Genomic DNA, 20,125 nt, shown 5'->3' on the forward strand with positions numbered 1-20,125 from the left:
ATCGAAAATGGCTGGATTGGGCTCAGTCCGGAGTCGATTTTGGCTTTCGCATGGCGGCGGGCCAATCGGCGACGCTGCTCGAGGGCCCATGGGCGCGCCGATGCGCGAAACGCCTGGCTTCATGCCCTGAAAGGCCCTTGCGGGGCCCGTGAACAGGAGCCTCTCGCAAGATTGCTGCGAAGGCAGACCCAGGGCTCCATCAATGCGGAGCCCTGGTTCCTTGTCCAACGCCTTGCCTTCAAGCCAAGCGGAATCCGCCTGGCCTGAAAAAGGCTTCTAGAAGAACCGCTCGCCGATCCGGATGGTGTCGCCCGGGGCGACCGTGACCGTCGGATCCAGTGTCAGTTTCTGCTCCTCGGCCGCGCCGTTGCGCTTGACGAAGACCTGCTTCTTATCGGCGCGGTAGGTATAGCCGCCGGCCGTGGCGACGGCGTTCATCACCGTCAGGCCCGAGGTATACGGATAGGTGCCGGGCTTGCTGACTTCACCCAGGATATAGAACGGGCGGAAGGTCAGAACCTCGGCGTTGACGCGCGGGTCCTTCAGATAGCCGTCGCTCAGCGAGGTCTGCACGGCTTGCTGAAACTGGCTGAGGGTGAGGCCCGCAGCCTTGACCTCACCGATCAGCGGCAAGGAGACAAGGCCGCTGCCCGTAACGAAGAACTCGCCCGAGAGGGTGGGTTCGCCATAGACGGTGACGCGGACCTTGTCGCTGGAACCCAGCAGATAGGCGCCGTCCTGCGCGGCGGCGGGCGGGGGCTGTTGCCGGGCGTGCGCTGGATCGGCGCTCACGGTCCCGAGGACAAGCACACTCGCCAACAGGACAAAGAGCCAATTTAGGTTTCGTCTGACGATAGTCATCGGATTGAAGTCTCTGAATAAGCGTGTCCCTACCCGCGTGTCATGGCACGGGTGCACAGCAGCGACAAGTATGCGACTCAAGCGCGACGAGACTTTCGCGCCTGAAGAACGACCGGCGACCCCTCAATCAGGCGAACCGCAGTGAGAACGCCCGTCGCATAGGCTCCCGTATCAATATTAATACGGTCAGGACCGATGAAGGGCTCCTCGTCGGGCGTGTGGCCATGGACGACGACGCAGGGCAGCCGGTGGGGCTGCGAGAGAAAGTCGTTTCGGATCCACATCAGATCCTCGGGGGTCTGACGGTCCAGAGGTACGCCCGGCCGCACCCCCGCATGGGCGAAGAAGTAGTCGCCATAGGTCGCCGACAGTTCCAGCGCCTGCAGGAACGCCACGTGACTGGCCGGCACCTGGATCTGGAAACTGGCCTGGATGTTGAGCCAGGCATCCTGATCCACCCGACCGATCGGCCGGGCCACGCCATAGGAGGTCATGGTGTCGGCGCCGCCGAACTCCACCCAGGCCGCGCCGGCTTCGGGATTGTCGAGGAACGACAGCATGGTCTGCTCGTGGTTGCCCATCAGGGCCCGAACCTCGAAGACGCCCTGCTGGGCCGAGGCTGCGGTTAATGCGATCAGCCGCTCGATCACCCCGCGCGAGGCCGGGCCGCGATCCACATAGTCGCCGACGAACACCAGGACGGGACGGTCACGGCGACCCAGCGCGGCGAAATCCCGCGCGATAACATCAAGAAGCTCATCCAGAAGGTCCAGATGGCCGTGGATGTCGCCAATCGCATAGACGACGCGCCCTCCCGTCGAGGCGGCGGCCACCGGGCTAGGCTTGGGCCGGAAAAACTTGAACTTCATCACCTGTCCACTTGGGCGCTTCGACCGCCCACTGAGGCGGGGCGCAACTTGCCTGAGACGGGGAGATCCATCAACCACCCGCCAAAGAACCTTACCAGAGAATATACCACACTCTAATACGTCACGTTCACCACAGTTATTCGCACGTCATTATTCCTAATTACTTAGTTACCATTTGTATTCATTCCCAAATCACCAGTCTTTTTAAGCTGATAATTGGGTCTTAATTGCATTGTTACATCGTCATTAAGGGCGATGTTTCGATGAATATCCGCAAACAACTCACCAAGTTCGCCAGCATTGCTTTCGTTTTGGCCGGCGTCACGGCTGCCAACGCTGAAGTCCGGCCCTTTATGGCGCGCGGTGACACGGTCCAGGCCCCTCCGGGCTTTACCTTTATGTGCGAGCGCGATCAGACGGCCTGCGAAGCGGCCGTCGCGATGGCCGCCCCGACCGCTACCCTGGCGATGTCGGCTCTCAGCACCTCGTCGCTGGGCCGGACCTGGCCGATGGCCATGGCCGCCGCCGAGCGCCAAGCTTCCGACACCGCCCAGGACGCCGCCGAATTGGGCCTGATCATGGTTGAAACCCTGCAGGCCTACCAGCCCCAGGCGGTCGAGGACTTCCTGCCCGCCGGCGTGCTTCGTCCCGTCACCCCTGCCCCGACCGTCGCCCCGGTCATGCTGGCCGCCGGTCCGGCCCAACTGGGCAAGGGACAGCTGAAGCTGATCACCAGCATCAATCGCGACGTGAACCGCGAAGTTCAAAAGGCCAACGACTTCGATCTCTATGGGATGCCGGAGTACTGGACCCTGCCGCAGGTCGTCGACGGCAAGATGTATGGCGACTGCGAGGACTATGCCCTGGAGAAGCGCCGTCGCCTGATCGAGGCCGGCGTGTCCGCCGAAGCCCTGTCGATGGCTGTGGTCGTCACCCGCCGCGGCGAGCGTCATGCGGTTCTGGTTGTGGCGTTCGAGACCGGCGATGTGGTCCTGGACAACCTGACCCCGTGGCCCACCCCCTGGGCCGCCCTCGGCTATACCTGGATCCAGCGTCAGGTCGCCGGCTCCAACGCCTGGACCACCGTCAGCTAAAGCATTTTCCGATGAAGTGGACGCCGGTTCGTCGTCAGCAAATGCGTCGAAACAAAAGACTACAGCCCTTGGCGAACAAGGGCCCCGGCCAGCGCCAGAGCCATGCGCCAGGATAGGGGGTCGGGCGCAGGCCCAGCCTGATCCGCGTCACAACCCCCGCACCCGCCTTGGGTGAGACAACCCGCGACGTCAGACAGCGAAAAGCCCCGGAGGTTGCTCCGGGGCTTTTCGGTATTCCGGGCTGGAGGGTGGCGACTAGACCGCCAGGCGGATCGCCTCAATCGCCAATACCCAGAGGCCTGTGGACACGACCGCGGCCGACAGCCATCCGATGGCGCGCGGCAGGCGCTTGACGCTGGCGGCGGTGGCGCCCGTCACAGCGTGCATTGCGGAAAGGTTGGCCGGGATCATCGACATGGTGGGGCTCCTGTGTCGACCAGCCTAGGGAGCGAGCGCTAAATTCGCGCTAACGAACAGCGTTTATGCAGCGCTAACGCGATCTATAGTTAACGGGCGGTTTAGAAGTGACGCCGGCGCCGCAGTGCGATAAATGAACTGTGGACGGCTTGGGAATGTTTCTCCAGCCAGCGCTTGGTGGGGATCACGCGGTGAGTGGGGCCTGGAACACAGAAGTTCTCAAGCGTAACCCCGCGACATTTCTACCGCGCGTGGCTGTCGATCCCATGAAACGTCTCTGTGACGTTTTTGCGTCGGGCTTACTACTGATCTTCTTTTTGCCGGTCCTTTTGCTCGCTGCTCTGCTTATCCGGCTGGAATCGCGCGGCCCCGCCCTGTTTCGTCAGACGCGCGGCGGCCTCAACGGCAAGACCTTTACCATCTACAAGCTGCGCTCGATGCGCTGCGAAGAGAACGGCGACACCGTCGTGCAGGCCAGGCGCGACGACGATCGCGTCACCCGCATCGGCAAGATCATCCGCGCCACCAGCATCGACGAGCTTCCGCAGCTGCTGAACGTCCTGAAGGGCGACATGTCCCTGGTGGGCCCACGTCCTCACGCCCAGGCGCATGACGCCTATTATGGCGCGCTGATCCCGGCCTATCAGATGCGCTTCCAGGCGCGCCCTGGTCTGACGGGCCTGGCCCAGATCAAGGGGCTGCGCGGCGCGACCAACGATGTGGACGACATGTCCAGCCGCGTGAAGGCCGACATCGACTACATCGACAACTGGTCGCTGCTGACCGACCTTCGCATCATGCTGCTGACCGTGCCGCACCTGTTGCTGGCCGAGAACGCTTACTAAGGCGCAAGCGTCCCAAACGGCGGCGGCGCCATCGCCCCCGGCGCGCACCGAGGATGACCGCAGCAGTCCGAAACTTCCTGCAGACGCTCTCTTTCCGACTGCAAGAGCCACGGGCCGCATGACTGCGGGCGCCTGGGTCCAATGCGCCGCCGTGCGTCGAGCTTTCTCAGTCGCGCCGTCCACGCACGCTTGATTAGCGGGCTGGCGGGGGCTCCGCGCGCAGCACGGCGATCTGGAGAGCCATACCAATCCGTCCGGTCGGATTGACCAAGGCATTGGCCATGGCGATGAAGCGCTTTGGCTGCCTCTGACGCCGCCACTCGGTCTGGAGCTGATAGATCGCAGACTGCCGACCGGCAGTACTAAGCTCGCCCCAGCGCTCATAGGCGAACATCGTCCGACGGTTAAAAAGGCTGGTCTGCAGCGGCGCCACCGCGAAGGAGTGCTCAAGGGCCAGGTTGGAGGCCTCCTGACGACCCAGGGCGGCGTCCACCGCGGCACGGCGCAGCCAGGCGGCTCCCGAGGCGGGGCGCAGGCCGACCTCCCGAGCGCTGAGCCGATCCAGGCGATCCAGTTCGGCGGCGTCCGGCCTGGCCTTGGCGAGCCCTGTCTCGATGCGGCGCGCCAGAGCGTCGGCCGGAGCGGTCGGCCATGCGGTGAGATCGCCGTCAAATCGCGAGGCCAGCATGGGCGCCGTCACCAGGACGGAGGCCAGCACGACGGCGCCTGCCGCAACGCCGGCGCCCCATGACATCCGCGGGTCAGGCGATCTCGCCAGGCCCGGTCCAGCCGCCATCGATCCGACGACGCCGAGGATGAGAACCGCGAGCGCCTGGATGGCCGGAACCTGCAGCGCAAAATCGGTCACGCCATGCAGCAGGAAAACCAGGGCCGCACAGGCCGTGGCCCTGGCCCAGGTCGCGGTCGTACCTTCGCGCAGGCCGCCGCGCAGGATCGGCCAGATCAGGACGAGGAACAGCAGCGCCATGACAACCGCGCCGACAACCCCGCCCTCCTCAAGCCACTGAAGATAGAGGTTGTGAACGGCGCGGACGTCGAACAGAACGCGGAGGTTTTCCTGTGTCGCCACCAGCTGATTGACGGTCGGAAACGATCCCAGACCGAACCCGAACCAGGGCGAGGACTGGAAGGCCTCCCAGTGCGGCGCGAAGATCGCGGTCCGGACAGAGATGTCCTGTTCGGTATTGTTGAGCCGTTCGGCGACCAGTTCGGTGCTCCGCAGGCTTAGCGCCCCGATCACCAGGAGCAGCGCCATGGCGCCCAGTCCGGCGACCACGCGGAAGCGCTGACGCTGGGCGATCGCCTCCCCGACCAGCATCAGGCCCAGGCCGACCAGGGTCGCGGCCAGACCGGCGCGAGAAGCGGTCAGAAGCAGGGCGGTCAGCAGCACCCCGACAATGGCCATGCAAGCCACAGCCTCGGGATCGCCGCGCTTGAGCATGGCCAGCCCCCGCTGACGGCGAAGCCGATTGGCGGTCGCCGCGACGGCCAGCAGCAAACCACCGCCAAACACCGTGGCGGCGCTGTTGGGGCTTAGCAGGGTCGCGACCAGGCGGGTCGAGCGGCGCAGGCCGACATGATCCAGAAAGGCCAGGGTGGCATAGACGCCGACCGCCATGACCGCGATCCGCAGGAACCAGCGTCCCCGGGCCTCGGAAACGCCGATGATCCGCGCCGCCACGAACAGGCAGGCCAGGCCCAGAAGCTGGACAAGGTTGAGCCAGACGGCGGAGCGATCCACGGTGATGGCCCCCGAGCGCTCGGGTACATAGGCCCAGACGGGATGGGCGCCGCCCGGACCCCAGGGGCTCAGCGCCCACAAGACCGCGAGCAACAACAGCCCGAAAAGCGGGATCTGGACCGCCATGCCCCGCAACCGCGCCAGATCGCGCCTGGCCCAGTGGCAGGTGGCCAGGAGCCCGATCAGGAACGCCGCATAGACGCCGCTGAACAGGCAAGCCGTAGCGATCTCACTGGCGCCAAAGGCGATGACCGCCATGAAGACCAGTGCGAGAAGAACACCGACAGCGACCTTCTCGGACATGGCCAGGCGACGGACAGCGCCGCGGCCTGCACGGGCGGGCGACGCGGCCGCCGGCCGCGCCCGCGTCCTAGTCGGCATAGTACTTACGGTAGCTCTTGTAATAGTAGTCGGCGCCGCCGTAGCCGTAGCGCGTCTGGGCCTTCAGATCGACCTGGGTCAGGGCCAGACCCGCCAGGAAGACGCCTCGGCCCTGCAGCAGGCCGATGGCCGCGGTGATGGCCTTGACCGGGGTCTTCTTCCAGCGCGCCAGCATGACCACGGCGTCGGTATGCGGCGCCAGGATGCGAGTGTCGGCAATGGCCAGCAGCGGCGCGGTGTCGAGCAGCACCACGTCGAAGCGATTGCGCAGTTCACCCAGCAAACGCAGCATGGCGGGCGAGCCTAGGACGTCGCGCGGCGTGTAGGCCGACTTGGTCAGAGCCAGGACCTTGGCGCCGCTCGGATCGGAGATCAAAGCCTGATCAAGGGTGCAGACACCGTTCAGAACCTCGAGGAGACCCAGGGACGGAACTTCCGGCAGGAAGCGGTTGATGGCGCTCTGACGCAGATCGCAGTCCACGATGATCACGTTGGCGCCCGAGGTGGCCAAGGTGCGGGCGAGGGAGAAGGTCGTCGTGGTCTTGCCCTCGCCCGGCAGGGACGAGGTGACCGCGATGACTTTCACAGCCTCGCCGACCTTCGAATACAGGATGGCCGCCCGCAGCTTGCGGAAGCTTTCGGCGAAGGTCGAAAGCGGCTTGGCCAGCAAGTAGTCGGGCGGACTCAAGTCCCGCGCCAGCTTGGCGTCATCGATCGCCGAGCTCAGCAGCGGGATCGACCCCAGATACGGCAGGCCGATACGGCGCTCGACCTCGTCTTCGGTGAAGATGCCCGCCATCAGGATCTCGGCCAGCACCACAGACGCCGCGCCAGCGCCCAGGGCCAGAACCAGGCCCAGGGCCAGGTTCAACGAAGGCTTGGGATAGCTGGGGGCCGTTGGGATCTTGGCGCGTGACACAACGCGGGCGTCGGCTTGCTCGATGCCCTGGCTGCTGGAGGTCTGCTTGAAGCGGGCCAGCAGGGACTCATAGAGGGTGCGGACGGACTCGGCCTTGCGCTCCAGTTCGTTCAACCGGATGCTTGCGCGGTTGTTGCCCGCCAGGGCGCCCCGCGATGCCGACACGCTGCCGGCCATCGAGCCCGTGCGTTGACGCGCCACCTGGGCCTGGGCTTCCAGGTTGGAGATGATGCGGCGGATTTCGGCCTGGATCTGGCCGTCGATGTCCGTCAGTTCGCGTTTGGCCTTGAGCAGGTCAGGGTGACGGTCGCCATAGCGGCCGCTCATGTCTGCCACCTTGGCGCTCTGCTCGGCGCGCTGCTTGCGCAGTTGCTGAACGACAGGCGAGTTCAGCGACTCGCCGACGTCCTCGCCGGTGCTGCCGCGGGCCAGCTGGTTGCGGGCGATGTTCAGGCGGGCGTCGGACTCGGCCTGCTGGGCGCGGGCCGAAGCCAGCTGCTGGTTCAGGCCCGAGATCTCCTGCTCGGTCAGGGTCGCGCCCTCGGCGCTCATCAGATTGTTGGCGATCTTGTATTGCTGAACGGCGGCCTCGGCCACCTGCAGCTGGTCGCGCAGCTCGGCGACACGAGTGTCGAGCCATTCGTTGGCCTTGGCCGTGGCGTCGAACTTGGCCTCGAGTTGTTCGGTCAGATAGAGGTCGGCGAAGGCGTTGGCGATCTTGGCCGACTCTTCGGGATTGGTGTGGGTGTACTCGACCGAGATCAGATAGGTCAGGCCAGACCGGCGAACCTTCAGGCCCTGAAGCAGGTTGTCGACGACCTTTTCCTGCTGGCGCTGAGCCTCGACGGAGCCGACGATGGCGGTCGGAGCGACCACCGTCTTGACCCAGGGCAGCCACGACCCAACGCCCTTGGCGCCGGGGGCATTGGGATTGAAGTAAGGATCCTGCGTCAGCTTCAGCTGCTTGACCACGCGCGCAGCCAGGGACCTGGATTTCAGGACCTCCACCTCGGTGTCGACCACCGAGGAATCCGCCGGCAGACCCGACAGAACGGCGCTCATGTCGGCAACCTGCTCCTTGCGGACGTCCAGCATGACCTGGGCGGTCGCCGTGTAACGCGGCGTTTCCTGAAGGGTGTAGAGCAGCACCGCCACGAACACCGCCAGGGCGACCGCCGCAAAAAGGCGCAGCCGGCGGCGGAAGGTGGCGATCGCGATGTTCAGATCAAAAGACATCGCTCCGGCGCTAGGCGCCGGAGCGTGTTGGGTGTCGAAGGAAGAGCCGTCCATGGGTACTCTCAATGGGGGCCCTGCTCGGACCTAGAAAGTCCTTCTACAGTGAGAAGGGTAAGCTAGAACTGAAGAGCGACAGAGGCGGCGATCTTGTTGTCCGAGAACGACGAGGCCTTTGCGGCGCCGGCCGAGTCCTGCTTCAGGTAGCTGTAGGTCAGAAACAGACCGACATTACGGTTCAGCAGATAGGTGCCCGTGGCGTTGAAGCTCGTGCGCTTGTCGTCACGATCGATGATCGCATAGCTATCCTTGCCATAGGTGGCCGAGGCCGAGAGCAGGACATTTCGCATCAGTTCGTGGTCAATGCCGACCGAGGCGCTGTTGGCGATGTAACCAGCAGCTCCGCTCGCCACCGAGTCTTCGATAGAGCGCGAAGCGGCGACATTCAGCGTGGTCAGCTCGGTGGGGAACCATTCGACGCGACCCTTGGCGTTGAAGCCATCAATATCGACATAGTTGTCGTAGGTCTGTTCCATGTAGCCGGCTTCGACTTCACCGCGGATGGATTGCGACAGATCGAAGTTGGCGCCGACCGTGGCGACATAGCCCTCGGAATCGCGCGCACGGTTAGTGGCGATTGCGGGAACACCCGGCGAAGCCAGGCGGCCCAGGGTGTCGACGTCGTATGACTTGGTGTTGCCGACTACCGAGGCGAAGATCGCCGTGTCGGGGCTCAGGGCGTATTCGGCCTTGCCGCCATAGTAGAATTCGTCGCGATCGCGGGTGTTTTGGTCGAACCGGCCGCCCTGGTCGTCATAGTCGAACTTCTTGGCGTCCAGCTTGCCGGTCAGGCGAAGGCGGTTGAATTCCTTCACGGCGGTCAGGCTTTCCGACCACAGGTAATACTCGACCGGCTTTGCCGTCGCGCCGGCGGGCGTACCGGCGGTGATCGCCGAACGGGGCTCGACCAGGTTCTGCCATTGGGCCGAAGCGGAGATGTAGGTCCCACGCTCGACATCGAGGCGACCGTTCAGGCCGAGGGTGTATTCCTCGCTGTTTTCGGTGTCGAAGTCCGCATAGCGGTTCACTGAAGCCGAGGCGAAAGCGCCCAGGGCGTTGCGCGACCAGTTCGAGCGGGCCGCCACTTCCGGCTTGACCTTCCAGATGACGTCGGACTGCTCGCCCGCCGCAACGGCGTAGATGTTGTCGTCATTCACGGCCTCGACGGTCACGCGCGGATACAGCGTGAAACCGCCCGCCTTCATGCCGACGGCTTCATAGTCGGGACGGGGGCGCTGACGAACACTGGTGTTCTTGTCGCGCTTGAAGTTCGAGCCCAGATCCTGGGCCACGGAAACGGCGGGAACCGCCGCCATGAGCGCGGCCGCTACGGCCGCCGTCGTCAGAATTCGCATATCGTACATCCCCACCTCAAGGCGCCTAAAAACGCCTGTCAGATCCAAACACAAACACATAGCAAAGAGGGCGAGACCGGCTCGCCCTCCCTTAACTTAGCCGCAGTAGGCGGCGACAACGCCGGCACAAGGATCAAAAGCCGGTGGCACCACAACGGTAGCAGCTGGGGCCGCACCCGCGTCCGGCGCGGGCGAAGCAGCAGCCAAAAGGTTCGTCAAAACGCTGACAGCCGCAGCCGACGACGCCGTTGACGCCGTCGCGGTCGTAGTGACGCCCGCACTAGCAAGCCCGGTCGCGACGACCGGCGCAGCAGCTACAGTTGCCGCCAACTGGGGAGCAGCGCTGATTGCAACGGCCACAGCAACGCTTGCGCTGATCGTGTTGGAGGAAACTGCCGCCACAAGAGCGGTGGCAATCGCCGCAGCCGGGGCGCCCGTCGCTGACAGCGCGGCAGCAACCGCCGCTTGAATAGCGGCCAACTTTTGGACCGCGGTCTTCGTGCTGAAAGTCGGATCTGCGGCGGCAGCCTTAGCAGCGGCGGCAATGGTTGCCTGAAGCTGGGCTGGCGTCGGGGCGGATGCGGCGGGCGGGGTTTGAGCCCAGGCCGAAGCCCCACCCATCGGGCCGGCGATGATCGCCAGACCCAGCACAATGGCGCTCGTGAGACGCGTTGACATGGCGACCTTCCAAAAAAAATCGGTTAAGATTTGAAAAACCTATACTGGTTAAAAAATCTATACTGCAAGAGCGAACAGAGCTCCAGCAACTTTTTGCAAGTCTAGGGCGAGACGGCCAAAGATGCGTGCATCTGCAGCCAGCCAGCCTTTTTTATGAGCGGAAATCAGCACTTGCGGTCACATCGTCGGCGAAGCACGAAGACTCCGCTGTGCGAAACCGCACAACAAGAGGCTCAACCGCTCCGATTATTCACGCATCAGGCGAGATCCACGGGCCTTGCGAATATTATCGGGCGCCCGAGCGACATAATTGCCACAGATTTGGCGGCCTGGCGGGGGACGCGACCCGAGTCACGGCCGGCGACGCTTGAGTTGCCGCAGAGCCCGCAGCAGGGGGCGCTCAATGCTGGGCCAGATCAGAAGGGCTATAAAGCCCAGGATGACAGTTGCGGCCAACAGCACGAGATCAACCCCTTATTGCGGTCCGGGTAGCAGTCTTTCGTGACAATTAACCCTGCGCTCAAGCCTGACCCCGAAAGAGTCGCGACGACTCAACGCAACGCACATGCAGCACGCAGTTCAGGGGCCATTGCGGCGCACATTGGGCGTTTCACAACCAGCGCCGGACCCGGCGCCGGCCGGCGGGAGGCGAGAATGGTGCCGCTTAGGTGACTCGAACACCTGACCCCATCATTACGAATGATGTGCTCTACCAGCTGAGCTAAAGCGGCCCACAGCGCGTTGGAGACGAGGCCCCGGCGCGAGGAGGCGACTATTTAGCGGCGCGCGGGCCGCTTGCCAAGCGTCTACGTGAGACTGTGTTGCGACGCGGCGCCGGACCCTCGCCGGAAGGCTCGGAAAGCGGCGTGACGTCGAAGACGCCGGGATCGTCCGGGATCGGCATCAGAGGACCGCCGACCTCGGCCGCGCGGACGAACGGCGTCGATTCTACATAGGCCGAAGGCAGTTCGGGCAGGTCGCTCATGGTCCGCTCACGGCGTTCATGGCGCGGATGGATCAACTCGCCGGTCTCGGCGAAGCTGACGACCAGACGGGCCCAGTCCTCGCGGCCATAGGCGAAAGCGCGACCTTCAGGGTCGAGATCGGACCAGTCCGGCTCCTGCGGCGCAGCGCGGCCGCGGGCAATCCAGGCCCGGGCCTCGTCGGCCTCGCCATTGGCGAAGGCGACACGGGCCATCAGGCCGGCAAAGCGGGCCGTCGGGGCCTCGTCATCGAGCAGACGGGCTGCAGCGCGCGCGGCGACGGGATCGCCGCCCACCAGGCCGCTCTCGACCCGCAGGATGCGGCTCTCGCGGGCATCGGGCTTCATCGCAGCAAGGGCGGCCAGACGCCCGGCCCGGACCTTGGGCGTCTCGCTGGTCTTCAGATCGCGATAGGCGAGCCAGAGGGCAGGATGCGGCGCGCTCTTCCAGGCGGTTTCGATCAGTTGCCCGGCCTTGGCGACCTTGCCATCGGCGGTCAGAAGGCGTGCCGCCATCACCGCGCCTGGCGCGAAGTCAGGCTTGAGCTTGACGGCCTGGAGCGCGAAATCGAGCGCCTGGCTGCGCTTGCGCGGATCGTCAGAGCCTTCAAGGCTGGCGGCCGAGGCGGCCAGAAGGGCGGCGCGCGCCCGTTCGGCGACGACGGGCGGCACGATCTTGCGGTCCAGGGCGGCCTGGGCCAGATCCAGCGCCGACGCCCAGTCGCCCGCCTCGAGCCGGGATTCCAGCAGAGCCCGCCAGGCCCAGCGCGCGGTGCGGGCCAGGCCGAAGGCGGTTTCGGCGTGGCGCACGGCGGTCTGCCTGTCGCCCTCGGCCAGGGCGGTCTGCATCAGGCCGCGCAGGCCGGCCAGCCGCATCTCCGGGAAGCCCAGCATGGCGTTGTAGGCGGCCTTGGCGGCCACATGGTCGCCGGCGGCCTCGGCCGCCTGGGCAGCCAGCACGCGCACAAGGGCGGGCGTGTCCTCGGCGAGGTCCGCCGCCTTCTGCGCCAGCCTTCGGGCCTCGGAGCCGTCGCCTGCGGCCACGGCGAGGAAGCCGCGCGACAGAGCCTCGACACCCTGCTGGCGCTTGCTTTCCGCGCGGGCGCGCGCGGCGCGGCGCGGGGCCTCGACCACCCAGATCAGGCCGCGCCACAGAATGGTGGCCAGCAGCGCGGAAAACAGGGTGAGCAGCGCGGCCGCAGCGGCGGTCATCTCGACCCGCCAGCCCATCCAGTCGAGATGGGCGCGGCCGGGCTCACCCATCAGGGCCAGACTCGCGACGGCGACCGCCGCCACCAGGAACAGGATGAAGGACGCGCGGATCATGGCGCGGCCCGCGAAACCTGGGCCAGGGCGGCCAGGGCATCGGCGCGGATGGCGGACACGTGGCGATCGACCTCGACACGGCGCTCGGCCGAAGCCAGCCAGGGGGCCAGGACCAGACGCGCCGGATCGGGAAGCGTGTCCAGCGTCCGGATCGCGCTCTCGACATCGCCCTCATCCAGCAGGCGCTGGGCGCGCGCCAGCTTGGCGTCGGGCGTCGTTCCGCCCGTCGAACTGACCTGACGGATCGAGACGATGCCGGCCAGAGCGTAGCGAATGCGGGCCAGCAGGCCGGCCTCCTGGCCCGGATCACGGGCGGCGGTCGCAGCGCGGCCGGCCAGGGTTTCGAATTCAGCGGCCAGACCGGCTCGGGTCGGAGCGCCCGTCTGGGCCAGGCGAGACAGGGCCCGCAGGTCGGGCGACATTGGCAACACGCGGCCAAGACTGGCCAGCTCCTCATCGAACGGGCCCGAGGTCTGGGCCGCGTCCGCCAGGGAGGCGGCGGCCAGCGAAGCCGCAGCGGCGTCCAGGACCCCCTTCTGGCCGGCTTCCAGAGCGGCGAGACGGGCCTCGAGGCGTTCGATCTCGACGGCGGCGCCCGCCAGGGTCGGCGCGGCGGTCTCGACCGGAAGCGGCGAGCCGACCGGCAAGCGCGCGGACGGCGGCGTGACGCTGGGCGTGACGCGAATCTGGCTGTCGGCGGAACCCTTCACGGGAAACCAGGTCGGCCCGTACCGGGTGACCATGGCGCCCAGGATCACGCAGGACACGCATAGGGCGATCATCGCCCAGAAGCCTGCGCCCAGCAGCGGGCGGCGGCGGGCGTACAGCGCGGGATCGCTGGGCGTGATGATTTCAGCGGGATCTGGAGCGGCGTTCATATCCCATTCGTGCCCCACGCCGCACCGCCGCGCAATGTGCAGCTATCGCCCAAGCAGATTGAGCAGGTCAGATTCACGGGGTCGAGGCGCAAAGGCCACAGAGCCTATGCGGCCCGCGCGGTGCGCCGCCAGCAGCGGTTGCGCCACGGCCGGCGACAGGCACAGGGCCTGGAGAGCGGGCGCGGGCGCATGGTGGAGAAGATCGGCCAGCCCTCGCGCGGCGCGGGGAGACTGCAGCAGCACGGCCTCGAGCCCGGCCAGTTGCCCCAGGGTCTCCGGCGCGGGCGGGCGGTCGATCGCGGCATAGACAGCCAGACTCCGCGCCACGACCCCCGCACGGGTCAGCAGCGCCGGCAGGTCAGCGGCGGGCTCGCGGGCGCCGACCGCCAGAACAGGGCCTGGGCAGGTTCGCGCGATCAGCGCGGCCAGCGCCTCGACATCGCCGTCGGCGCTGAAAGGTTCGGCGAACCCCGCCGCCCGGGCCGCGCGGGCTGTCGCATCGCCCACGGCGAACACCGGAAGGTCGCGCGCGGAGGTCAGGCGCGCGAAGGCCTCGACGCCGTTGGCGCTGGTGAAGGCGAGCGCCCCGATACCGGCTAGGTCCACTGCCGGCGCGAGAAACCGGATCTCCAGCAGGGGATCGACGAGCGCCTCATAGCCCAGGGCCTCGACGCGGCGGGCGGTCGCCTCGGCGCCGGGGCGGGCGCGGGTGATCCAGACCGTGCCGCCCCTGCGCATCGCCTAGTCCGGCAGGATCAGGGCGTCGCCGCCCTCGGCCCGCACGGCCGCGCCCAGAGCCAGGCCCAGCGCACGAGCGGCCGCGACATCGTCGGCCCCATCGAGCGTGACCTCGCCCTCGCGCCGAAACCGCTGCACGCCGTCGGGCGTCAGGGCCTCGACGATCATCGACAGACGCTGGCCATCCAGGACGGCGTAGGCGCCGATGGCGGTGCGGCAAGAGCCCTCGAGGGCGAAGAGCGCGCCGCGCTCGGCGGAGACGCAGATCGTGGTGGGACGGCAGCGGACGGCGTCGAGCCAGCCGGCGTTCACATCTTCAAGGCGCGTCTCGATGACCAGGGCCCCCTGGCCCGGCGCCGGCGGACAGGCGATCGGGTCGAGCCAGCTCTTGGGCAGGTGGCCCAGGCCAAGACGGTTCAGGCCCGATTGCGCCAGCAGGATGGCGTCGGCCTCGCCGCGTTCCAGTTTGGCCAGGCGGGTGTCGACATTGCCGCGCAGCATGACGATCTCAAGGTCTGGGCGCACATGCAGGGCCTGGGCCTGACGACGCAAAGACGCCGTGCCCAGGCGCGCGCCGTGCGGCAGGTCTTCCAGTCGATCGCAGAGGTGGCTGATAAAGGCGTCGCGGGGGTCCTCGCGCTCGGGCGTAGCCGCCAGGATCAGGCCCGGCGGCAGTTCGGCCGGCATGTCCTTCAGCGAGTGGATGGCGCAGTCGATGCGGCCGTCCAGCAGGGCTTCCTCGATTTCCTTGGTGAACAGGCCCTTGCCGCCGATCTCCATCAGGCGGCGATCCTGGATGCGGTCGCCGGTGGTGACGATCGGGATCAGGGGCGCATAGGCCTCTTCCTCACCGGGCGACCCGCCGAGCGCGGCGGCGATCCGCGCCTGCATGAGACCGGACTGGGCCAGGGACAGCTTGGAGCCACGGGCGCCAATACGGATGGGAGGTTGCCGGGACACGGTCTGAACGTTACCTGCGGAGACAAGATTGAAGCCATCGCTGCTACAGGAGCGGCGGGAACCCCGCAACCGAATGCCAAATTCCACGACCCGCGGCCTGACGATCCTTGGCCTGGAGACCAGCTGCGACGAGACCGCGGCCTCGGTCGTGCGCCGCGCGGACGACGGAACGGTCGCGGTGCTGTCCTCGATCATCGGCACCCAGTTCGAACAACACGCCCCGTTCGGCGGCGTCGTGCCCGAGATCGCCGCCCGCGCCCATGTCGAGGCGATCGACGCCATCACCGCCGAGGCCATGCGCGCGGCCGGCATCGGCTTCGATCAGATCGACGGCGTCGCCGCCACGGCCGGTCCCGGCCTGGTGGGCGGCGTGATGGTCGGGCTGGCCTTCGGCAAGGCCGTGGCCCTGGCCCGCAACATACCCCTGGTGGCGGTCAATCATCTGGAGGGCCATGCGGTCTCGGCCCGGCTGGGGGCCGACATTCCCTATCCCTTCCTGCTGCTGCTGGTCTCGGGCGGCCACTGCCAGTTGCTGGAGGTCGCCGGTGTCGGGGCCTGCACCCGCCTGGGCACCACCATCGACGATGCGGCCGGCGAGGCTTTCGACAAGATCGCCAAGTCCCTGGGCCTGCCCTATCCGGGCGGTCCGGCGCTGGAGAAGCTCGCCGCCACCGGCGACGGCTCCAAGTTCAAGCTGCCGCGCGCCCTGTTGGGCCGCAAGGATTGCGACTTCTCGTTCTCGGGCCTGAAAACTGCTGCGGCACGCCAGGCCGAGAAGATCACCGACGCGCAATCGCGCGCCGATCTGGCCGCCGCTGTGCAGGCCGCCATCGCCCGTCAGCTGTCGGAACGCACCGACCGGGCGATGAAGCTTTACAAAGCGAGCCATCCCGATCAGCCGCTGCGCTTCGTGGTGGCCGGCGGCGTCGCGGCCAATGGCGCGGTCAAGGCGGCGCTACGCAGGAACTGCGACGACAACGGCTATTCGTTCGACGCCCCGCCGCTGGTCTATTGCACCGACAACGCCGCGATGATCGCCCTGGCCGGCGCCGAGCGGCTGGCTTTGGGGATTTCAGACGATCTCGACGCCGTCGCCCGTCCGCGTTGGCCCCTGGACGAGGCGGCGGCGTTATCCAATCCGAGCAACAGTTTCGGTCGCAAGGGAGCCAAGGCATGACCACGTTCAGACACGCCGGCGTCATCGGCGCGGGCGCCTGGGGCACCGCCCTGGCCCAGGTCTGCGCCCGGGCCGGTCTGCAGGTCACGCTGCAGGCCCGCGAGGCCGAGGTCGTCGAAAGCATCGCGGCCAAGCGCGAGAACAGCCTGTTCCTGCCCGGCGTCGCCCTCGAACCCGAGATCGCCGCCATCGCCGACATGGCCAGCCTGGCGTCCTGCGACCTGATCCTGGCCGTCGCCCCGGCCCAGCACCTGCGCTCGGCTCTCAAGGCCTTGGCTCCGCACCTGCGCCACGGCGTTCCGGTGGTGCTGTGCGCCAAGGGCGTCGAGCAGGGCACGCTGAAACTGATGACCGAGGTCGCCGCCGAGGCCCTGCCGGGCGCGCCTCTGGCCGTGCTGTCGGGGCCAAGCTTCGCTGGCGAGGTGGCCCGCAACCTGCCGACCGCCGTCACACTGGCCTGCGAGGACGAAGCGCTGGGCCGCGCCATCGCCGAGGCCATCGCCACCCCCACCTTCCGCCCCTATATCGCCGCCGACATGATCGGGGCCGAGGCCGGCGGGGCGGTCAAAAACGTGCTGGCCATCGCCTGCGGCATCGTCGAGGGCAAAGGTCTTGGCCGCAGCGCCCACGCCGCCCTGATTACCCGGGGCTTCGCCGAACTGACGCGTCTGGCTATGGCCCTGGGGGCCAAGGCCGAGACCGTGGCCGGCCTGTGCGGCCTGGGCGACCTGGTCCTGACCTGCTCCAGCCCGCAATCGCGCAACATGAGCGTCGGCCTGGCCCTGGGTAGCGGCATGACCTTGGCGCAAGCCCTGGCCGGCAAGCTGTCGGTGGCCGAAGGCGTCGCCTCGGCCCCGGCCGTTCGCGACCTTGCTGCACGCCTGGGGGTCGAGATGCCGATCTGCCAGGCCGTCGCCGCCATCCTGGCGGGCGAGGCGCAGGTCGACGCTGCCATCGCGGGACTGCTGTCCCGTCCCCTGAAATCCGAAGCCTGACAGGACCGTCCCATGCCCCTCTTCGCCATCACCTGCACGGACAAGCCCGGCGCCCTCGAGACGCGTCTGGCCACCCGCCCCGCCCATCTCGACTATCTGAAGACGTCGACCGGCCTGAAGCTGGCCGGCGCCCTGCAGGGCGAGGACGGCAATCCGGTGGGCTCGCTGCTGATCGTCGAGGCCGACGACCTGGCCGCCGCCCAGGCCCAGGCTGACAACGACCCCTTTACCGCCGCCGGCGTGTTCGAGAGCGTCGAGGTCCGTCCCTGGCGCCTGGCGATCGGCGAGTTGTAGCGGCTCAGCGTGCAAGCCGACCCCGACAACAGGGCTCGCCCGGCCGCCGGAACCCTGCTCTGCGCCCTGGACGAGATCCCCTCGCCCGGCGCCCGGGGCTTCAGGTTTCGTGACGGCGAGGCGATGTTCGCCGGCTTTGTCGTCCGACAGGGTGAGACGGTGTTCGGCTATGTCGACAGCTGTCCGCATGCCGGCTGGCCCATGGCGGGCTTCGCCGGTCGATATCTGACCCGCGACAACGACCTGATCCTGTGCGGCGGCCATGCGGCCCTGTTCCGCATCGAAGACGGCGTCTGCCTCGCCGGTCCCTGCCCGGGCCAGATCCTGACGCCTTGGCCGGTAAGGATCCAGGCGGGCGAGGTGCGTACTACCTGACCGCGCGACGTTTTGTCGCCGCGCCGCCACGGTAGAGTTAAGACCCGTTAGACATGTCGTCGCCATGATCTGACCCTGCGGAAGCGATTTCTGATGGGAGAGACGGGCAGATGGCGTCACTGGGCCAGAAGATCATCGGAGCCTGCGGCGGCGCGGCCCTGCTCTGTGCGGCGACAGCAGCCACCGGGCTTGGGGTGGCGTTCAGCCTCGACAAGGCCCTGGAACGCGCCTCCACGTCCTCTCGCATCCTGCGCCTGCACATGCACGCCGACATGATGCACGACGCCCTGCGTGGCGATGTCGGCGGGGCTATCATGTCCAGCGACCCGGCCCTTGGGTTCGACATCAAGGCCGTTCGCGCCGACCTCGCCGAGCATGTCGCGGCCTTCGAAGAGGATATCAAGACCGCAGAACAGCTTGCGCATGATCCGGCGATCGAGGCCGCCCTGAAGGACGTCGAGGCCCCACTGGGCGCCTATATCGCCGCCGCCTCGGGCCTGATCGCCATCGCTGATACAGATCCTATCGCCGCGCGTGGCCTACTGCCGGATTTCAACAACCAGTTCGCAACCCTTGAAGACAAGATGGAGCAGGCCTCCGAGAAGATTGAGGCGGCCGCCACCCGTGATGCCGAAACGGCCCGACGCCTGGGCGTCTGGGGCCAGATCCTAATGGGGGCCCTGCTGCTTTCCGCCGTGGCCTTGGCGGTGGGCTTGATCCTCGCCGCGCAGCGGGTCCTGATCGCGCCCCTCTCCGAGATCACCCGCTGCCTGGGGCGACTGGCGGCAGGCGATTTTTCGGCTGCCCTGCCCAAGATGGGGCGAAAGGACGAGATCGGTGAGATGGCCACCGCCGTCCAGGTCTTCCGCGACGCTGTCGAGGCCCGCCAGTGGGAACTCGAAGCCTCCGATGTCCGCGAGGCCCTGGAAGCCGAACGGTGCGCGACCGAAGCCCGCCGCGCGGCAGAGGACGAGGCCCAGAACGCCGTCGTCGGCAATCTGGGTGACGCCCTGCGGCAGTTGGCCGACGGCAATCTCTCGCATCGCATCGATCAGCGCTTCCCCGAAGGCTATGAGCGCCTGCGCATCGACTACAACGCTGCCGTCGACAAGTTGTCGGGCGTGATCGCCGCTTCGCTGGAAGGGGTTTCAATGATCCATGGCGGCACCGCCGAGATCACCGAGGCCGCGGACGACCTGTCGCGCCGCACCGAGCATCAGGCCGCCAGCCTCGAAGAGGCCGCCGCTGCCCTTGACGAGATCACCAGCACGGTGCGCCAGACCGCCGAAGGGGCCAATCGGGTCCGCAAGGTGGTCGAACAGGCCCGCACTGCTGCCGGTAACAGCGGCGCGGTCGTGGATCAGGCGGTCAACGCCATGGGCGCGATTGAAAAGTCATCCAGCCAGATCGGCCAGATCATCGGCGTGATCGACGAGATCGCCTTCCAGACCAATCTTCTGGCCCTGAACGCCGGGGTCGAGGCCGCCAGGGCCGGCGAGGCCGGTCGCGGCTTCGCCGTTGTCGCCCAGGAAGTCCGGGCCCTGGCCCAGCGCTCGGCCGATGCGGCCAAGCAGATCAAGATCTTGATCGCCACCAGCGCGGTCGAGGTCGGCCAGGGGGTCGAATATGTCGGCAAGGCCGGCGAGGCCCTGCGCGCCATTGCCGACGAGGTCGACCAGATCGATTCCCTGGTCAGCGCCATGGCGGCCTCTGCCCAGGAACAGGCCCGTGGCCTGGCCGAGGTCAATACGACCATGAACCAGATGGACCAGGTCACCCAGCAGAACGCGGCCATGGTCGAGGAGACCACCGCCGCCAGCCACGCCCTGGCTCAAGAGGCCACACGTCTGGCCGAGCGCATGGGTGAATTGCGGATCGCCGATAGCCGCGTCGCCCAGCGGCGGGCGGCCTGACAACACCATCCCG

17 protein-coding genes and 1 tRNA gene are annotated in these 20,125 nt (G+C 67.1%); 7 read left to right on the plus strand and 11 right to left on the minus strand.

Annotation, left to right across the window (positions count from 1 at the left end):
- Positions 1–276: 276 nt before the first annotated feature.
- Complete coding sequence (locus tag ACN2C8_RS17035; RefSeq protein WP_419253219.1) at positions 277–861, minus strand: polysaccharide biosynthesis/export family protein; 585 nt, start codon at positions 859–861, stop codon at positions 277–279.
- A 77-nt stretch (positions 862–938) separates the two neighbouring features.
- Complete coding sequence (locus tag ACN2C8_RS17040; RefSeq protein WP_419253220.1) at positions 939–1,730, minus strand: metallophosphoesterase family protein; 792 nt, start codon at positions 1,728–1,730, stop codon at positions 939–941.
- A gap of 263 nt (positions 1,731–1,993) precedes the next feature.
- Between ACN2C8_RS17040 and ACN2C8_RS17045 the strand changes: the two genes are divergently transcribed.
- Positions 1,994–2,824 carry a transglutaminase-like cysteine peptidase gene (locus tag ACN2C8_RS17045; RefSeq protein WP_419253221.1) on the plus strand — a complete coding sequence of 277 codons (831 nt, stop codon included), beginning with the start codon at positions 1,994–1,996 and terminating at the stop codon, positions 2,822–2,824.
- Positions 2,825–3,079: 255 nt separating this feature from the next.
- Here ACN2C8_RS17045 and ACN2C8_RS17050 read toward each other — a convergent pair whose 3' ends face one another.
- Positions 3,080–3,241: a hypothetical protein gene (locus ACN2C8_RS17050; protein ID WP_419253222.1), complete on the minus strand. Its 162-nt coding sequence runs from the start codon at positions 3,239–3,241 to the stop codon at positions 3,080–3,082.
- 266 nt (positions 3,242–3,507) lie between these two features.
- Between ACN2C8_RS17050 and ACN2C8_RS17055 the strand changes: the two genes are divergently transcribed.
- Positions 3,508–4,086, plus strand: coding sequence for an exopolysaccharide biosynthesis polyprenyl glycosylphosphotransferase (locus tag ACN2C8_RS17055; RefSeq protein WP_419253223.1), 579 nt, complete (start codon positions 3,508–3,510; stop codon positions 4,084–4,086).
- Positions 4,087–4,279: 193 nt separating this feature from the next.
- Here the strand turns inward: ACN2C8_RS17055 and ACN2C8_RS17060 are convergent, their stop codons facing one another.
- From ACN2C8_RS17060 to hemC, 8 genes are all read right to left on the minus strand, one after another.
- Positions 4,280–6,151 (minus strand): O-antigen ligase family protein, encoded by a 1,872-nt coding sequence (locus ACN2C8_RS17060; RefSeq protein ID WP_419253224.1) that lies wholly within the window; start codon positions 6,149–6,151, stop codon positions 4,280–4,282.
- Between the two features lie 67 nt (positions 6,152–6,218).
- A complete protein-coding gene (locus ACN2C8_RS17065; RefSeq protein ID WP_419253225.1) occupies positions 6,219–8,438 on the minus strand; it encodes a GumC family protein in 2,220 nt (739 codons plus the stop codon).
- Positions 8,439–8,500: 62 nt separating this feature from the next.
- Positions 8,501–9,796, minus strand: coding sequence for an outer membrane beta-barrel protein (locus ACN2C8_RS17070; protein WP_419253226.1), 1,296 nt, complete (start codon positions 9,794–9,796; stop codon positions 8,501–8,503).
- A 1,333-nt stretch (positions 9,797–11,129) separates the two neighbouring features.
- Positions 11,130–11,205: transfer RNA gene (locus ACN2C8_RS17075), tRNA-Thr, on the minus strand.
- Positions 11,206–11,246: 41 nt separating this feature from the next.
- Positions 11,247–12,782 (minus strand): heme biosynthesis protein HemY, encoded by a 1,536-nt coding sequence (locus ACN2C8_RS17080; protein ID WP_419253227.1) that lies wholly within the window; start codon positions 12,780–12,782, stop codon positions 11,247–11,249.
- Entirely contained in the window at positions 12,779–13,660 is an 882-nt protein-coding gene (locus ACN2C8_RS17085) for a COG4223 family protein (RefSeq protein WP_419253228.1), read from the minus strand. The genes ACN2C8_RS17080 and ACN2C8_RS17085 overlap by 4 nt, the downstream gene beginning before the upstream one ends.
- 42 nt (positions 13,661–13,702) lie before the next feature.
- Positions 13,703–14,398, minus strand: coding sequence for a uroporphyrinogen-III synthase (locus tag ACN2C8_RS17090; RefSeq protein ID WP_419253229.1), 696 nt, complete (start codon positions 14,396–14,398; stop codon positions 13,703–13,705).
- A 3-nt stretch (positions 14,399–14,401) separates the two neighbouring features.
- Positions 14,402–15,358, minus strand: a complete 957-nt coding sequence (gene hemC, locus ACN2C8_RS17095) for a hydroxymethylbilane synthase (RefSeq protein ID WP_419253230.1) — start codon at positions 15,356–15,358, stop codon at positions 14,402–14,404.
- A gap of 73 nt (positions 15,359–15,431) precedes the next feature.
- Between hemC and tsaD the strand changes: the two genes are divergently transcribed.
- The 5 genes from tsaD (at position 15,432) to ACN2C8_RS17120 (ending at position 20,112) form a co-directional block, all read left to right on the plus strand.
- Positions 15,432–16,535, plus strand: a complete 1,104-nt coding sequence (tsaD, locus tag ACN2C8_RS17100; protein WP_419253231.1) for a tRNA (adenosine(37)-N6)-threonylcarbamoyltransferase complex transferase subunit TsaD — start codon at positions 15,432–15,434, stop codon at positions 16,533–16,535.
- A complete protein-coding gene (locus ACN2C8_RS17105; protein ID WP_419253232.1) occupies positions 16,532–17,530 on the plus strand; it encodes an NAD(P)H-dependent glycerol-3-phosphate dehydrogenase in 999 nt (332 codons plus the stop codon). The genes tsaD and ACN2C8_RS17105 overlap by 4 nt, the downstream gene beginning before the upstream one ends.
- A gap of 12 nt (positions 17,531–17,542) precedes the next feature.
- Positions 17,543–17,824, plus strand: coding sequence for a YciI family protein (locus ACN2C8_RS17110; RefSeq protein ID WP_419253233.1), 282 nt, complete (start codon positions 17,543–17,545; stop codon positions 17,822–17,824).
- A 9-nt stretch (positions 17,825–17,833) separates the two neighbouring features.
- Positions 17,834–18,199, plus strand: coding sequence for a Rieske (2Fe-2S) protein (locus ACN2C8_RS17115; protein WP_419253234.1), 366 nt, complete (start codon positions 17,834–17,836; stop codon positions 18,197–18,199).
- Between the two features lie 110 nt (positions 18,200–18,309).
- Positions 18,310–20,112 (plus strand): methyl-accepting chemotaxis protein, encoded by a 1,803-nt coding sequence (locus ACN2C8_RS17120; protein WP_419253235.1) that lies wholly within the window; start codon positions 18,310–18,312, stop codon positions 20,110–20,112.
- The last annotated feature ends 13 nt before the right edge of the window (positions 20,113–20,125 follow it).

This window comes from Caulobacter sp. ErkDOM-C, assembly GCF_048541825.1.
Lineage (GTDB): Bacteria > Pseudomonadota > Alphaproteobacteria > Caulobacterales > Caulobacteraceae > Caulobacter.

What these genes read in the sequence shown, in the direction of transcription:
- ACN2C8_RS17120 (WP_419253235.1), top strand. Translation starts at nt 18,310, where the DNA reads ATGGCGTCACTGGGCCAGAAGATCATCGGAGCCTGCGGCGGCGCGGCC.
- ACN2C8_RS17055 (WP_419253223.1), top strand. Translation starts at nt 3,508, where the DNA reads ATGAAACGTCTCTGTGACGTTTTTGCGTCGGGCTTACTACTGATCTTC.
- ACN2C8_RS17085 (WP_419253228.1), bottom strand. Translation starts at nt 13,660, where the DNA reads ATGAACGCCGCTCCAGATCCCGCTGAAATCATCACGCCCAGCGATCCC.
- tsaD (WP_419253231.1), top strand. Translation starts at nt 15,432, where the DNA reads ATGCCAAATTCCACGACCCGCGGCCTGACGATCCTTGGCCTGGAGACC.
- ACN2C8_RS17090 (WP_419253229.1), bottom strand. Translation starts at nt 14,398, where the DNA reads ATGCGCAGGGGCGGCACGGTCTGGATCACCCGCGCCCGCCCCGGCGCC.
- ACN2C8_RS17110 (WP_419253233.1), top strand. Translation starts at nt 17,543, where the DNA reads ATGCCCCTCTTCGCCATCACCTGCACGGACAAGCCCGGCGCCCTCGAG.
- ACN2C8_RS17035 (WP_419253219.1), bottom strand. Translation starts at nt 861, where the DNA reads ATGACTATCGTCAGACGAAACCTAAATTGGCTCTTTGTCCTGTTGGCG.
- ACN2C8_RS17040 (WP_419253220.1), bottom strand. Translation starts at nt 1,730, where the DNA reads ATGAAGTTCAAGTTTTTCCGGCCCAAGCCTAGCCCGGTGGCCGCCGCC.
- ACN2C8_RS17065 (WP_419253225.1), bottom strand. Translation starts at nt 8,438, where the DNA reads ATGGACGGCTCTTCCTTCGACACCCAACACGCTCCGGCGCCTAGCGCC.
- ACN2C8_RS17070 (WP_419253226.1), bottom strand. Translation starts at nt 9,796, where the DNA reads ATGCGAATTCTGACGACGGCGGCCGTAGCGGCCGCGCTCATGGCGGCG.
- ACN2C8_RS17060 (WP_419253224.1), bottom strand. Translation starts at nt 6,151, where the DNA reads ATGTCCGAGAAGGTCGCTGTCGGTGTTCTTCTCGCACTGGTCTTCATG.
- ACN2C8_RS17045 (WP_419253221.1), top strand. Translation starts at nt 1,994, where the DNA reads ATGAATATCCGCAAACAACTCACCAAGTTCGCCAGCATTGCTTTCGTT.
- ACN2C8_RS17050 (WP_419253222.1), bottom strand. Translation starts at nt 3,241, where the DNA reads ATGTCGATGATCCCGGCCAACCTTTCCGCAATGCACGCTGTGACGGGC.
- ACN2C8_RS17080 (WP_419253227.1), bottom strand. Translation starts at nt 12,782, where the DNA reads ATGATCCGCGCGTCCTTCATCCTGTTCCTGGTGGCGGCGGTCGCCGTC.
- ACN2C8_RS17105 (WP_419253232.1), top strand. Translation starts at nt 16,532, where the DNA reads ATGACCACGTTCAGACACGCCGGCGTCATCGGCGCGGGCGCCTGGGGC.